We start from the raw sequence: 14698 nt of genomic DNA on the forward strand, positions 1-14698 counted from the left end.
CCTTCGGTGGTGGTGGGGTCAGCGGGTGCGGGATGGCGGGCGGACGGCGGTCGGCGGCGGGGGAGCGGCGGGGACGGTTCCCCGCGGCGGGCGGGTTCCGCGGGCGAGCAGTGGAGTGAGGGCCGCCCCGACGCCGAGGACGGCGGCTGACATCAGGAAGGCGGCGCGGTACCCCTCGGTGAGGGCCGCGGTGTGCGGCAGGTCGGAGGCGGCGGTGCGGGCGGCTGCCAGGGTCCCCAGCACGGCGAGGCCGACGGCGCCGCCGACCTGGCGGGTGGTGTTGACCAGGCCGCCGGCCACTCCCGCGTCGGCGGGCTCCACCCCGTCCACAGCCGCTCCGGTGAGCTGGACGAAGGTCGTGCCGAGGCCGGCGCCGACGAGGAGGACGGGGCCGAGCAGGTGGACGAGGAAGGTGCCGTCGGCCGGAATCCGGGCCAGCCACAGGAATCCGGCGGCCTGGACCGCCAGGCCCGCGAGGAGGGTGCGGTGCGGGCCGATGCGGCGGGCGAGGACAGGCGCCAGTCCCGAGCCGATCATGTTCGCCGCGGCGAGCGGCAGTTGGGACAGGCCCGCTTCCAAGGCGCTCGCGCCGAGCACCTGTTGCTGATAGAGGGGGAGGAAGAAGAACAGGCCGACCCAGACCGCACCGAGCAGCGCCATGACGAGGTTGGCGGGACCCGCGGCGCCGCGGGTGAGGAGCCTCGGCGGCAGGAGCGGCGCCGGGTGGCGCCGTTCGAGCCGCACGAAGAGGGTGAGCAGCACGGCCGCCGCTCCGAAGGAGCCGAGGACGAGGGGGTCGGTCCAGCCGGAGCGGCCCGCGGCCGTGAGCCCGAAGACGAGCGCGACCAGCCCGGAGGTGACGGTGAGGGCTCCGGTCGCGTCGAGACGTGAGCGGGGCTCGGCGTCCTCCTTCCGGTCGGCGGGTACGAGCCGCAGGGTGGCGGCCAGGACCACCGCCGCGCCGACGCCGGAGGCGTGGAACACCCAGGGCCAGCCGGGGCCTTCGGTCAGTACGCCGCCGAGCACGACCCCGGCCGCGCCGCCCGCGCCGGAGACGGCGCCCCACACCCCGAGGGCCCTGGCGCGGGCGGTGCCGGGCGGGTGGAGCCGCATGACCAGGGACAGTGCGGCGGGGGCGATCGCCGCGGCACCGACCCCCTGCGCCGTGCGGGCGGTGACGAGCATCCAGGGCGTGCTCGCCAGCCCTGCGGCGACGGCCGCCACGGTGAAGACGGCGAGGCCGGCCGTCAGTACGCGGCGCCGCCCGAGAAGGTCCGCCGCCCGGCCGCCGAGCAGGAGCAGCGCGCCGAAGGCGAGGCCGTACGCGTTGACGACCCAGGACATGCCCGCGTCGGACAGGCCGACCCCGTCGCGCACGGCGGGGAGGGCGACGTTCACGATCGACGTGCTGAGGGTGACCGCGAACTGGGCGGCGGCGAGCGCCACCAGGGCCGCGGCGGCGGGAGCGGGGGTTCGGCGGTCGGGCGGTGTGGCGTCCATGCTGCGATCTCCTGTGTGTGGTTGACCACTCACTCTTGGGTCCGAAAGAAGGGCGGACCGTGTGGGTCCGCCGGGCCGTAGCACTAGTAGTGCCGGATGCCGTCCGCAAGCGTCCGGGACCAGGGTGCGTCCACCTCGTGCGCGTCCAGCGACACCAGGAGGTGGCAGAGCATGCCGGTCGCGAAGAACTGCTGGACGTCTGCCTCCGCCGCGCCCGACGCGCCGCGCACGTACTCCACCATTCGGGCGTAGCCGGCGCGCACCGCCTCGCGTACGGCCGTCTCGGAGACGGCCGCGGCCTGGGCGTGGGTCAGGACGAGGAGCAGGTCTTTGTCGGCGATCAGGCGGGCGTACGTGTCGCCCATGGTGTGCAGGACGGCCTCGGGGCTGCTTCCCTGCGCCTGGGCCGCGCCCTCTTCGAGGCTGGTGCGCACGCGGGTGAAGCAGCGCTCGACGACGGCGGTGAAGAGTGCCTCCTTGTTCGGGAACAGCCGGTAGACGTAGGCCTGGGAGATCCCGGCGGCCTTGGCCACCTCGGTGGTCGTCGTGCCGAAGTAGCCGCGGGCGGCGAAGGCTCCGATGGCCGTCCCCAGGACGGTCTCGCGGCGCTCTTCGGCCGAGGAGAGCTGGCGTCGTCGTTCCGTGTTCATGTGAGTAATAAACCACTCACACTCGTGGGAGTCAATGCCTTTCGCCGACGGGGACGGGCGGCCCGGCGTCCACTGGTCGTGTCAAGTCCCGAAAGGTCGCGACATGACGCGGCGCGGGGGCGGGCGGCCTACTCGACGTACGGGTTCACACCCACAACGTGGCCCCATCGATGCCGCGGGTGATCGGACGGCCCCGCCCGGGACCGTCCCTTCGGCGACTTCGGCATCGCGGCACGGTTTCGAGGATCCCCTCCGGGATGTGGAGGCGTTGACGGCCAGAAGGAGCGAGCGCATGCGAGTCACCATCGTTGTCCCAGTGCCCTGTGACAGGGGGCGAGTGTCGTGAGTTCCATGCCCTCTTCGTCTTCCGAGCACCCCTCGGGCCCCCCGCCCGGCCCGCTGTCGGGCCGGGGGGCGCAGCCGCAGCCCGCGCCTCCACCGGAGGCTCCGCCGCCGGTGCCGCCCCCGCCTCCGCCGCCGTCCCAACCGACGGAGCCTTCCGCGCCGCCCGCGGGCGGGAACGGGGAACGGCGGCCGAGGTCCCGCTGGCGGTCACGCAGGACCGTGGTGAGTGCGAGCACCGCGGCCGTCGTCGTCTCGGCGGCCGTCGTCAGCTTCACGGTGCTGGGAGGCAACACCGCGGCCGGCGGCGAGGTCTTCCTGGAGGCCGCCGCGGCTGCCGGGCCGGATCCCTTCACCCCGTCGACGGCCGTTGAACCGGAGCAGGCCGTGGCCGCGCCCGCGACGGCCGGGACGGTCCAGGGCGGTACGGGCGGCGCGCGCACCCTCGAAGTCGACGGCGGACACCCGGGCCTGTACGGCGGCACGCGGAACGTCGCGAGCTGTGACGTGGAAAAGCAGATCAAGTTCCTCGCTGAGCACGCGGACAAGGGCGGTGCCTTCGCCGCCACCCTGGGCGTCCGGCAGGCCGGGATCCCCTCCTATCTGCGGTCGCTCACGCCGGTCCGGCTGGGCTGGGACACCCGGGTCACCAACCACGGGTACAGGAACGACGCGCCCACGGGCTATCAGGCGATCCTGCAGGCCGGTACGTCGGTCCTGGTCGACGGACATGGCGTCCCCAGGGTCCGGTGTGCCTGCGGAAACCCGCTGACGCCGCCGGTCGCGGTCCGCGGCAAGCCCAGGATCAGCGGTACGGAGTGGTCCTCGTTCCGGTCCGCCGAGCTGGTGGCGGTCAAGCCCGCGGCGAAGCCGGTGAAGACGGTCACGGTCTTCGACCCGGCGCGCAAGAGCTGGTACCAGCGCCCGAGCGGCGCCGCAGGGGGCCGGTCCGACCGCGAGGTGGAGCCGCCGCCGAGCCAGCCGGCCGGCTCGTCGTACCCGGCACTGCCGCCGGCCCACCAGGGATCGGCCCGGACGAGCCCCGGCGACGCTGACACGAAGCCCCGGGAGCCGGCGAAGAGCCCGGACCGCGCGCCTGAACCGGCGCCGGGGGTTGCGCCCGGCCGCAACCCCGAGCCGGCCCAGGAGCCCGGCGGGCAGCACCACGGGGACAAGCAGCAGGCTCCGCAGAAGGACGCCCCGAAGCGGCCTGACACGACACGGGACGAGTCTCCGCACGAACGGGGCCCGGACCACGGCAGGGAACCCGGCAAGGCGCCGCCGGACAAAGCTCCGGAGAAGGCCCCTGAGAAGGCCCCTGAGAAGGCCCCGGACAAAGCTCCGGAGAAGGCCCCGGACACAGCTCCGGAGAAGGCTCCGGAGAAGGCCCCGGACACGGCTCCGGAGAAGGCCCCGGACACAACTCCGGACAAGGCCCCGGGCAAGGCCCCGCAGGAGGCTCCGGCGAAGGAGCAAAGCCCTGGCAGTCCGCCCGGGACGGTTCCAGGCGGGGAACGGGACCAGGGATCCGGCCGAGATCCCGGCAAGCGACCCGGCAAGGCGCGGGACCGGGAATCGGGCACGGGCCAGGGGAAGGACCCCGGCAAGGCGCCGGACGAGACACCGGCGAAGGATCCGGGAACGGGCCAGGGCGAGAAGCCAGGCCGCGATCCCGCGGGCGTTCCCGGCAAGGCGCCCGGACAGGATTCAGAATCGGGCCCGGGCAAGTCCCCCGGCCAGGAACCGGGCCAGGAGCCGGGCACCGGCCAGGGGTCGGACCGGGTACCCGGCGGGGTGCCGGAGAAGGGCACGGGCAAGGCGCCCGGTCAGGAATCCGGCAAAGGCAAGGGCGAGGGCCGGGCGCCGGGTCAGGGATCGGGCACCGGCCAGGGCAAGGACCCGGAGACCACTCCCGGACGGCAGGAGCCGGGCTCCGGCGGCCAGGGGTCGAGCCGGCCGCCCGGGAAGGTGCCGCCGGAGCCCGGAGGCACCCCCGGCAAGGATTCGGGCAAGGCGCCGGGCCAGGGCACGGGCAAGGCGCCCGGCCACGGCACGGGTACGGGTAACGGCCAGAGCACGGACAAGACCCCCGGTCAGGAGCCCGGCGGCGGTTCGGGCAAGGCGCCCGGCAGCGGTACCGGCGAGGGCTCGGGCAAGGCGCCCGGCCAGGGCACGGGCAAGGCGCCCGGCCAGAGCACGGGCAAGGCACCCGATCCCGGCCCCGGCGACGGCACCGGCAAGGCGCCCGGCCACGAGGCGGGCAACGGCAGCGGCAAGGTCCAGGGCGGGGGACAGGGGCCGGGCTCGGGGCAGGCGCCCGCCCAGGAGACGGGCGGCGGAGACCAGAGCCGTGAGACCGGCCGGGACGGTCCTGGACCCGGGAGCAAGCGGGTCCAGGACGGCCCTGTCGGCGGCGGTACGCAACAGCAGCCGAGCAGAACCGGGGATTCGGGGAGCCGGGAGGACCAGCCGCTGCTCAGGTAGCGCCCTGCATGCCGAGGCCGAGGCCGGTGTCACTCCCGTACCAGGTCCCCGAACCGGCGGCGAGTGCAACACGGTCCGAGCAGCGGCGACAGGGTTCACGGCACGCACTCCGAAGGGAGAGATATGGAGGTTTGAAAGTCTTGGCAATCCTTCACTCCGTTCGTCACGAATCCGTGGTGACGCTCCAGATGGTGAAGGAGCAGACGAAGCCGAATGCATGACGAACCTGTTCGACGAAAGGGAGGAGGCGAGCCAGATGACCGCTTCGACGAACGTCAAGCGCGTGGCCGTCTCAGTCGCATCCACCGGGCTGCTGGCAGGCGGCTCGCTGCTGGGCCTGTCCGGTACGGCGAACGCCGCCCCGGCGACGGCGAACTCGATGCCCACCAGCACCAGCACCAGCACCAGCACCAGCACCAGCACCAACGACCGCGACCGTGACCACGATCACGACCGTGACCGCAACCGGGACGACCACTGGGACCGCCACAACCGCCACGACCGCCACGACCGCTGGGACCGCCGTGACCACCACGACCGGTGCAGCTGGGTCAAGGGCCACTGGGTCACCGGCAAGTGGGGCAAGGGTCACTGGGAAGCCAAGTGGCACCCGGGCAGTTGGCTCCCCGGCCACCGGGACCACCACGGCAGGTGGCACGACGGCTGGTGGAGCAAGGGCTACTGGAAGCAGCACTGGGTGCCCGGCCACCCGGTGAGCCACTGGGTGCCCGGGCACTGGAACTGCCACGACAAGTGGTAGCCCCGCCCCCGGCCCGGCGGGGGTTCCGGAGCCACGGCCCCGGAACCCCCGCCGATCCACCCGGCGCGCCCCCCTTACCCAGAAGCTGCGCCGGCACGCTCATCTGCTCCGTTTGCCAAAAATCCGGCCATCCGCACGCACTTGCGCTACGAAGAACCCTCTGAGCCCCCGACGGCCCGGTTCCACGTAACAGGGCAAGGACAAGGACAAGGACCACCATGCGACGGACACCCCGCCCCCGGCAGGCCGGCACCGGCCGCTGCCCCTACGCCCCGTCGCCGCAGCCGGAGCCCGCCCTGTGAACCACCCACTCCCGTTCGGCCCAGGCCGCACCGGCCGCACCGGCCGCACCGGCCGTGCCAGTCACGCCGGCCGCAGCGACCTCTGCGAGGTCATGGACGAGGTGGCGCACGGCGACAAACACGCTTTCTCCGTGCTCTACGACGCGCTCGCACCCATGGTGTTCGGCATCGTGGTCAGAGTCGTACGCGACCGGGCCCAGTCGGAGGAGGTCGCACAGGAGGTCATGATCGACCTGTGGCGGCAGGCCGCCCGCTACCGGGCCGACCACGGCAGCGTCACCGCGTGGGCGGCGACGATCGCCCACCGGCGGGCCGTGGACCGGGTCCGCTCCGCCCAGGCGTCCGCCGACCGGGAACAGGCCCAGGCGGCGCGCGAGCACCAGACCGCGTTCGACGAGGTCTCCGAGCAGGTCGAGACCCGCCTGGAGAGCGAGCAGGTACGCCGCTGCATGCGCGGCCTGACCGAACTCCAGCGCCAGGCAGTGACTTTGGCCTACTACCGCGGCCTGACCTACCGTGAGGTCGCCGAAGCCCTGCGCACGCCGCTGCCGACCGTCAAGACACGCATGCGCGACGGGCTGATCCGGCTCCGCGACTGCATGGGGGTGACCACATGAAGCAACACCACTCCGACGTCCACACCCTCGCCGCCGCCTACGCCCTCAACGCCCTCGACCCCGCCGAGCGGAAGGCGTTCACCGACCACCTGCCGCACTGCCAGGCGTGCCGCGACGAGGTGGCCGAGTTCGAGGCGACCGCCGCGCGCCTGGCGGACGCCGCGGCGGAGTACCCGCCGACCGCGCTGAAGCACCACGTCATGGCCGCGGTCGACGGAGTACGCCAACTGCCCCCGCGCGTCCCCCACACCGCGCCGAGCGTGACGGTCGGCAGCGCACTGCGGCGCCGGGCGGTTCCCCTGGCGCTGGCCGCCAGCGTGGTGGCGGCCGCGTCGTTCGCCGGCCTGGCCGCCTGGCAGAACCAGCACATCGAGCAGCACCGGCAGCGGGCCGCCCAGGCCGAGCAGCGCCTCGACGACGTCAGCACCGTCCTGGCCGCGCCCGACGCCCGCGCCGCCCACGGCCGGGCCAGCAACGGAGCGGCCACCACCGTCGTCGCCTCCAAGCGGCAGAACAGGGCCGTCTTCACCGCCGCCGGACTGCCCGCACCCGCCCCCGGCACGACCTACCAGCTCTGGCTCGACCACGACGGGACGATGCGCCCGGCCGGGTTCATCCGCCAGGACGGCACGGTCCTCGTCGACGGGGACACCGCCGGCGCCGGTGCCCTCGGACTCACCGTCGAACCGGCCGGGGGATCCCGCCGCCCCACCTCCGCCCCCCTGCTCCTGATCACCCTGCCCACCTGACGGCCACCTTCCACCAATCCCCCCGCCCCTCTGCTGCGAAGTAGGGGTGAGCGACCGCACCCGGCGGCGCGTTGAGTGGCGGGAGTGCTGAGGTGGAACACCGGAAAGCGGCGGTGATCGGCGCCGGGGTCGCGGGCCTGACGGCCGCCCACGTCCTGGCGCGCTCGTACGAGGTCACCCTCTACGAGGCCGACGGCCGCCTCGGCGGCCACGCCCACACCCATGAGTTCTCCGGCCCGGACGGGCGGCCCATGGGTGTGGACTCGGGATTCATCGTCCACAACGAGCGCACCTATCCGACCCTGCTACGGCTCTTCCGCGAGCTGGGAATCACCACCCAGGACGCCGAGATGAGCATGTCGGTACGGTGCGACGGCTGCGGCCTGGAGTACGCGGGCGCCCGCGGCCCGGCCGGCCTGCTCACCGGCCGGGCGGCGCTGCGCGGCCGCTACCTGCGCCTGCTGGCCCAGGTACCCGTCTTCCACCGCAGGGCCCTCCGGCTGCTCGCCGACCCGCCCTCCCACCACGTCACCCTGGGCGACTTCCTCCGCGAAGGCCGCTTCTCCCCGTACTTCGTCAGCCATTTCGCCCTCCCGCTGGTCTCCGCGGTGTGGTCGTGCCCCGCACGCACCGCACTGTCCTACCCGGCCGCGCACCTCTTCACCTTCCTCCGGCACCACGGCCTCCTGTCGGTCACGGGCTCCCCGCAGTGGAAGACCGTCACCGGCGGGTCGGCCGCCTACGTCGAGGCCGTGGCCAAGAGCGTGCACCGCGTCCGCACCTCCAGTCCCGTGCGTACCGTCCACCGGGCCGCCCGCGGCTCCGGCGCCTGGATATCCACCGAGAACGGCGCCACCGACGGCTACGACGCCGTCGTGATCGCCACCCACCCCGACCAGGCCCTGCGCCTGCTCGCCGACCCCACCCCGGACGAACGCCGGCTCCTCGGCGCCTTCACCTACGCACCCAACCCCACGGTCCTGCACACCGACACGAGCCTGCTGCCCCGCTCGCCCCGCGCCCGCGCCTGCTGGAACTACCACCTGCCGGACTGCGCCCCCTCCGCCGAAGCCGTCCGCGTCAGCTACGACATGAAGCGCCTGCAGAACCTGCCCGACGGCGCCGACTACGTGGTGACCCTCGGAGCCGACGACCGCGTCGACCCCGGCCGGGTGGTGCGCCGCATGCTCTACGAACACCCCGTCCACACGCCCGCCTCGGTCGCGGCGCAGAAGGAACTGCCGCTCCTGAACACCGGCGTGACCGCGTACGCCGGAGCGTGGCAGGGCTGGGGCTTCCACGAGGACGGCTGCCGCTCCGGCGTGGCAGCCGCCCGCGCCCTGGGGGTGCGCTGGTGACCCGGGCAGCGGCACCCGCCGCCGCGCTGTACGAATGCCTGGTCGTCCACACCCGTACCGCACCCCTGCGCCACGACGTCCGGCACCGCACCTACCTGTGGTGCGTGGACCTCGACCGGCTCCCGGCCCTGCCCGGCGCGCTGCGCCCGCTCGCCCGGTTCGACCCGCGTGACCACTTCGCCGGCCGGGCACCCACGATCCGTGCCGGCCTGGAGGAGTTCCTCGCGTCCCGCGACATCGACATCGAGGGCGGGCGCGTGATGATGCTCGCCCACGCCCGCGTCCTCGGATTCGTCTTCAACCCCCTCAGCGTGTACTGGTGCCACGACGCCTCCGGATCCCTGGTGTGCGTCGTCGCCGAGGTCCACAACACGTACGGGCAGCGGCACTGCTACCTGCTGCACCCCGACGCGGGCGGCCGGGCGAGGGCGGAGAAGCGGTTCTACGTCTCCCCCTTCTTCCCGGTCGAGGGCCACTACCGGATGCGCCTGCCGCTCCCCGAGGACCGCCTCCACCTGACCGTGCACCTCGACACCGAGGCCGGCCGGCCGTTCACCGCCACCGTGCGCGGACGCGCCCGGCCCGCAACGGCCCGCGGCCTCCTACGGGCCGCCGCCCGCCGGCCCTGGTCGACCGCCGCCGTGTGGGCGGGGATCCGCCTCCACGGCATCCGCCTGCTCCTTAAAGGCCTGCCCGTACAGCCCCGCCCCCGGCACACCCCGCAGAAGGGAATGGTTCCGTGACCCGCCCCGCCACCAGGCCAGACCACCAGCTCCGGACAGCCCACGACCGCCACCGGACCCCACACGACCACCACCGGACGCCCGACGACCACCCCCGGACCGCCGACCACCAGGTACGCCCGTCCGACCGGGGGCCGCTCCCGTCCGAACCCGAAGGCGAACCCGAGCCCGAGCCCCGGACACCCGACCCCGGCGCCGTGATCCGAGGTCAGGTCTCCGCCGCCCGCTGGCCGGACGTGGCCCGGCTGCCGCCCGCCCGGCGCGCCCGGACCGCGGTCGCCGCCCACCTGGTGGGCCGGGCCCTGGACAGGCTGCCGCTGGACGTCAACCCCGGCACCGCCGGCGGCCGCTCCGCCACCCGATGCCGCCCGGACATCACCATCCACGACCCGGAGGCCTTCTTCCGGCGCATCGGACGCGACGGCCTGATCGGCTTCGGCGAGTCCTACATGGCCGGCGAATGGGACAGCGGTGACCTGACCGGCCTGCTGACCGTCCTCGCCACCCACGTCGACGACCTCGTCCCGGCCCGGCTGCGGGGACTGCGTCCGCTGTGGGCGCCGTCCCGCCCCCGCCGCGACCGCAACACCCGCAGCGGCGCACGCCGGAACATCCACCACCACTACGACCTGTCCAACGACCTGTTCGCGGCCTTTCTCGATCCGACCCTGACCTATTCCTCCGCCGTCTTCAGCGTCTTCCCCGCCCGGTCCGAAGACCTCCCCGCCGCCCAACAGCGCAAGATCGACCGCCTCCTGGACCTCGCGCACGTCACGGACGGCACCGAACTCCTGGAGATCGGGACCGGTTGGGGAGAGCTGGCCCTGCGCGCCGCCGCCCGCGGCGCACGCGTCACCACCCTCACCCTCTCCGCCGAACAGGCCGAGCTCGCCCGCGCCCGGATCCACGCCGCCGGACTCACCGACCGCGTCGACGTCCAACTGCGCGACTACCGGGACGCCGAAGGCCGCTACGACGCCGTCGTCAGCGTCGAGATGATCGAGGCGGTCGGCGCCGAGTACTGGCCCTCCTATTTCGCAGCCCTGCGCGGTGCACTCCGGCCCGGAGGCCGCGTCGCCCTCCAGACGATCACCATGGGACACCGGCAGATGCGCAACACCGCCGCCACCCGCACCTGGATCAGCAAGTACGTCTTCCCCGGCGGTGTGATCCCCTCCCGCCGCGCCATTGCCGAACACGCGGCGGCGGCCGGCCTGCGCATGGTGTCCGACGAGGGATTCGTCGAGCACTACGCGCAGACCCTGCGCCTGTGGCGGGAGCGTTTCACCGCGAACCGGCAGACCGTCACCGACCTCGGTTTCGACACCGTCTTCCAGCGGATGTGGGAGTTCTACCTGGCCTACTCGGAAGCCGGCTTCCGCTCCCGCTACCTGGACGTCCGCCAGATCGCCCTCGCCGAGAAGCCCCCGAGGGCGGCACGGCCGTGAACGGCACCGCGTGGCACGCCCTCGGCGCCGGCCTCGCCGCCGGCGCGGCCGTCGCGACGGCCGTACTGCTCACCGCGTTCGCCATCGGCACGCACCTGCGCCTGCACCGCGTCGCCGACATCGCCTGGGGCCTCGCCTTCAGCGGTGTGGCCGTCACCACCTACCTGCTGTCCGCCGGACACGGAGACCCCGAAAGGCGGCTGCTGGTCGCCGCCGCGACCGTCGTGTGGGGCCTGAGGCTGTCCGCGCACCTCGCATGGCGCTCCCGCGGCCACGGAGAGGACCCGCGCTACACCGCCCTCCTCGACCAGGCACGCGGAAACCGGACCTGGTACGCGCTGCGCACCGTCTACCTCCTCCAGGCCGCGCTGGTCTGGCTGGTCTCCCTGCCCGTCCAGGCCGCCTCGTACGCGGACGCCCCGGTGGGAGTCCTCGGAGTGCTCGGGCTCGCCGTGTGGGCCGCGGGAGTCGGCTTCGAGGCGGTGGGCGACCATCAGCTGGCCCGGTTCAGGGAGGACCCGGCCAACCGGGGCCGCATCATGGACGGCGGCCTGTGGGCCTGGACCCGGCACCCCAACTACTTCGGCGACTGCCTCGTCTGGTGGGGCCTGTACCTGCTGGCCTGCACCAGCCTCACGTCGGCGCTGCCGCTCCTGGTCTCCCCGGTCGTCATGACGGCGCTGCTGACCGCCGGCAGCGGCAAACGCCTGCTGGAGAAGCACATGGGGGACCGCCCCGGATACGCCGAGTACGCTGCCCGCACGAGCGGGTTCCTGCCTCTGCCACCCCGCCACGACCTCTCGGAACTCAGGAGGTGAGCCGGTGAACCCCATACCGGAGCCCCCAGGCGGACACGGCGGGGGCGGGGAGCCCGCCCCGGAGCCGTCCGGGCCGGCCCTGGTCCCCGCCTGCGGCCACCGGCTGTCGCGGCGGACCGAAGCCGCCGTCCTGTTGCTGCACGGCGGCCGCGCGGACGCCCTGCAGGCACCGCCCCGGCTGAACCTGCCCGCCCTGCGCATGCGGCCGTTCGCGACCGCCGTCACGCGCGCCACCGCGCACGCCGACGTGCTCGTCGCCCACGTCCGCTACCGCCACCGCGGCTGGAACGGCGGCCACGCGCATCCGGTCGCCGACACCCTCCGGGCCCTCGACGAACTCCGCGCCGCCGCCGGACCGGTACCCGTCGTCCTCGTCGGCCACTCCATGGGCGGCCGAGCCGCCCTGCGCGCCGCCGCAGACCCGCAGGTAGTGGGAGTTGTCGCCCTCGCCCCCTGGTGCCCGCCGGACGAACCGGCCGCCCACCTGCGCGCCCGGGCGGTCGTCGCCCTCCACGACGAGAGCGACCGCGTCACCCGGGCGGCGGACACCTGGGCGTACCTCACGCGTGCCCGTGAGGCCGGGGCACGGGTCCACGGCGTCCGGATGCCCCGCGGAGGGCACGCCATGATCGGCGGCGCTGGCCCGTGGCACCGGATCACGGCCGGAGCCGCGGCGGCGCTCCTGGGACTCGGCCCGTATCCGGCCGGCCTCGCCGCTCCCGCCGACCCCGCCGGGCACACGGCGGGAACGGACCGGCCCCCGGCCCGGTGATCACCGGGCCCGCGCCGCCCGCTCGGTGCGCGCGCCGGAGCCGCCGTCCGGTCGGGACAGCGCGCTGGGCCACCAGGCGCGCGGCCCGATGTCGACGATGAGGGCCGGCACCAGCAGGGAGCGCACGACGAGGGTGTCCAGGAGGACCCCGAACGCGACGATGAAGGCGATCTGCACGAGGAAGGCCAGCGGGATCACCATCAGCGCGGCGAAGGTGGCGGCGAGGACGACGCCCGCGGAGGTGATGACCCCGCCCGTCGTGACGAGGCCCCGCAGCACGCCCGCGCGGGTGCCCGAGCGGACGGTCTCCTCACGCACCCGAGACATCAGGAAGATGTTGTAGTCGACGCCGAGGGCGACCAGGAAAACGAACCCGTACAGCGGCACCGAGGCGTCCGTGCCGCTGAAGCCCAGGAGGTTCCCGAAGACCAGCGCGGACACGCCGAGCGTCGCGAGGAAGTTCAACGCGACCGTCGCCACCAGCAGGACGGGCACGAGCACCGACCGCAGGAGCGCGATCAGGATCAGCAGGATGATGCCGAGAACGATCGGGACGATCACGGTACGGTCGCGTGCCGAGGTCTGCTGGGTGTCGAACTGCTGGGCTGTGTAACCCCCGACGAGCGCGTCCGCCCCCGGCACCGCGTGCACGCGCTCGCGCAGCCGCTCGACCGTCCGCTTCGCGGCGTCGCTGTCGGCGGCCGCCTCCAGCGTGGCGTCGAACCGCACCCGGCCGTCCACCACGAGCGGAGCGCCCGGGCCGCCCGGCCGGCCGCCCGCGGTGACCGGTACGACCGCGGCGACCCCGTCCGTGCCCTCGGCGGCCGCCCGTACCTCGGCCGCCCGGTCGGCGTCCGCGATGACGACGGCCGGATTGCCCGAGCCGCCGGGGAAGTGCCGCGCGAGGGTCTGCTGGGCGCCGACCGAAGGGGCGTCGTTGACGAAGATCTCGTCCAGCGGCACACCCTTGGACGACAGGGCGGGGGAGAAGCCCGCCAGCACCACGAGCAGCACGGACGTGGACACCCACACGCGCCGCGGCGACCGGTCGATCAGCCCGGCGATCCGGCGCCACACGCCGCGCCCCTCGCCCGCGGCGTCGGCCGGCCCGGGCACGGCGGGCCAGTAGGCGGTGCGGCCCAGCAGCACCAGCACCGCCGGCAGGAAGGTCAGCGAGCTCAGCACCGCGCAGACGATGCCGATCGCACCCACCGGCCCGAGCGCCCGGTTGTTCGTCAGATCGCTCGCCAGCAGGGCCAGCAGCCCCAGCGCCACCGTCGCCGCGCTGGCGGTGACCGCCCCCGCCGACCGGCGCACGGCGGCCCACGCCGCCTCCGCCCGGTCGCCCCGTACGGCCAGCTCCTCACGGAAGCGCGCCGCGACGAGCAGGGCGTAGTCCGTCGAGGCACCGATCACCAGGATCGACAGGATCCCTTGGACCTGGCCGTCCACGCGGACCAGGCCCCGGTCGGCCAGCGCGTACACCACCGCGCAGGCCAGGCCCAGCGCGAACACCGCACTGACGATGATCACCAGGGGTAGCAGCACACTGCGGTAGACCAGCAACAGGATCAGCAGCACCGCTCCGAGGGCCACCCCCACCAACAGCCCGTCGATCCCCGCGAACGCGTCCGACAGGTCCGCCTGGGTGGCCGCCGGCCCGGCGATCCCCACCGAGGTGCCCGGCACCCGCTGCGCCGCCTCCCGCACCTCGTCCAGCACCGCCGGAAGCTCCTCGCCCAGGTCGGGCGCGAGCGGCACGACCGCCTGCACGGCCAGCCCGTCGGCGGAGACCACCGCCGGCGAGGGCGGACCGGTGACCCCGGGCCGGCCGGCCAGACCCCCGACGGCCCGGGCCGCCGCCTCCTGCTGCGCGGCCGTCACCCGGGCCCCGTCCGCCGTCCACACCACGATCGCCGGAACGGACTGCGCGCCCTCGAACGCCTTGCGGGCTTCGATGACCTTCGTCGACTCGGCACTCCGCGGCAGGAACGCCGCCTGGTCGTTCGTGGCGACCTCGCTCAGCTTCCCCGCGTACGGTCCGAGCGTCCCGCCGATGCCGAGCCATACGAGCAGCAGGGCGAGGGGAACGATCCAGCGGGCCCAGCGGGGTGTGTTTCTCAAGGCGAGTCCTCGGGTCTTGACAGGTGCGTCG

12 protein-coding genes are annotated in these 14698 nt (G+C 74.1%); 9 read left to right on the top strand and 3 right to left on the bottom strand.

Annotated features, from left to right (window positions below; genetic code table 11):
- Nucleotides 1-18: 18 nt before the first annotated feature.
- Nucleotides 19-1500, bottom strand: coding sequence for an MFS transporter (locus tag BSL84_RS33100; protein WP_075971860.1), 1482 nt, complete (start codon nt 1498-1500; stop codon nt 19-21).
- Between the two features lie 83 nt (nt 1501-1583).
- Nucleotides 1584-2150 (bottom strand): TetR/AcrR family transcriptional regulator, encoded by a 567-nt coding sequence (locus BSL84_RS33105; protein ID WP_075971861.1) that lies wholly within the window; start codon nt 2148-2150, stop codon nt 1584-1586.
- 567 nt (nt 2151-2717) lie between these two features.
- On the opposite strand from BSL84_RS33105, the gene BSL84_RS36720 reads away from it, so the two are divergent.
- The 9 genes from BSL84_RS36720 to BSL84_RS33150 all read left to right on the top strand — a co-directional run bounded on the left by BSL84_RS36720 (nt 2718) and on the right by BSL84_RS33150 (nt 12543).
- On the top strand, nt 2718-4976 hold the full coding sequence (locus tag BSL84_RS36720) for a DUF6777 domain-containing protein (protein ID WP_075971862.1): 2259 nt from the start codon (nt 2718-2720) through the stop codon (nt 4974-4976).
- 217 nt (nt 4977-5193) lie between these two features.
- Nucleotides 5194-5736, top strand: coding sequence for a hypothetical protein (locus BSL84_RS33115; protein ID WP_075971863.1), 543 nt, complete (start codon nt 5194-5196; stop codon nt 5734-5736).
- 298 nt (nt 5737-6034) lie between these two features.
- Nucleotides 6035-6655, top strand: coding sequence for an ECF RNA polymerase sigma factor SigK (gene sigK / locus BSL84_RS33120; protein ID WP_075971864.1), 621 nt, complete (start codon nt 6035-6037; stop codon nt 6653-6655).
- Nucleotides 6652-7404 carry an anti-sigma factor gene (locus BSL84_RS33125; protein ID WP_045324010.1) on the top strand — a complete coding sequence of 251 codons (753 nt, stop codon included), beginning with the start codon at nt 6652-6654 and terminating at the stop codon, nt 7402-7404. The genes sigK and BSL84_RS33125 overlap by 4 nt, the downstream gene beginning before the upstream one ends.
- A gap of 92 nt (nt 7405-7496) precedes the next feature.
- The gene (locus BSL84_RS33130) at nt 7497-8762 is read left to right on the top strand and encodes an NAD(P)/FAD-dependent oxidoreductase (protein ID WP_075971865.1); all 1266 of its coding nucleotides are present in this window, start codon (nt 7497-7499) and stop codon (nt 8760-8762) included.
- Nucleotides 8756-9505, top strand: coding sequence for a DUF1365 domain-containing protein (locus BSL84_RS33135; RefSeq protein WP_045324013.1), 750 nt, complete (start codon nt 8756-8758; stop codon nt 9503-9505). Before BSL84_RS33130 ends, BSL84_RS33135 begins: the two co-directional genes overlap by 7 nt.
- Complete coding sequence (locus BSL84_RS33140) at nt 9502-10953, top strand: SAM-dependent methyltransferase (protein WP_079273388.1); 1452 nt, start codon at nt 9502-9504, stop codon at nt 10951-10953. Before BSL84_RS33135 ends, BSL84_RS33140 begins: the two co-directional genes overlap by 4 nt.
- Nucleotides 10950-11771 carry a DUF1295 domain-containing protein gene (locus BSL84_RS33145; protein ID WP_075971866.1) on the top strand — a complete coding sequence of 274 codons (822 nt, stop codon included), beginning with the start codon at nt 10950-10952 and terminating at the stop codon, nt 11769-11771. The genes BSL84_RS33140 and BSL84_RS33145 overlap by 4 nt, the downstream gene beginning before the upstream one ends.
- 79 nt (nt 11772-11850) lie before the next feature.
- Nucleotides 11851-12543: an alpha/beta fold hydrolase gene (locus BSL84_RS33150; RefSeq protein WP_045324011.1), complete on the top strand. Its 693-nt coding sequence runs from the start codon at nt 11851-11853 to the stop codon at nt 12541-12543.
- On the opposite strand, the gene BSL84_RS33155 is transcribed toward BSL84_RS33150, so the two are convergent.
- Nucleotides 12544-14667: an MMPL family transporter gene (locus BSL84_RS33155; RefSeq protein WP_037664266.1), complete on the bottom strand. Its 2124-nt coding sequence runs from the start codon at nt 14665-14667 to the stop codon at nt 12544-12546.
- Nucleotides 14668-14698 lie beyond the last annotated feature (31 nt).

This window comes from Streptomyces sp. TN58, from assembly GCF_001941845.1.
Lineage (GTDB): Bacteria > Actinomycetota > Actinomycetes > Streptomycetales > Streptomycetaceae > Streptomyces.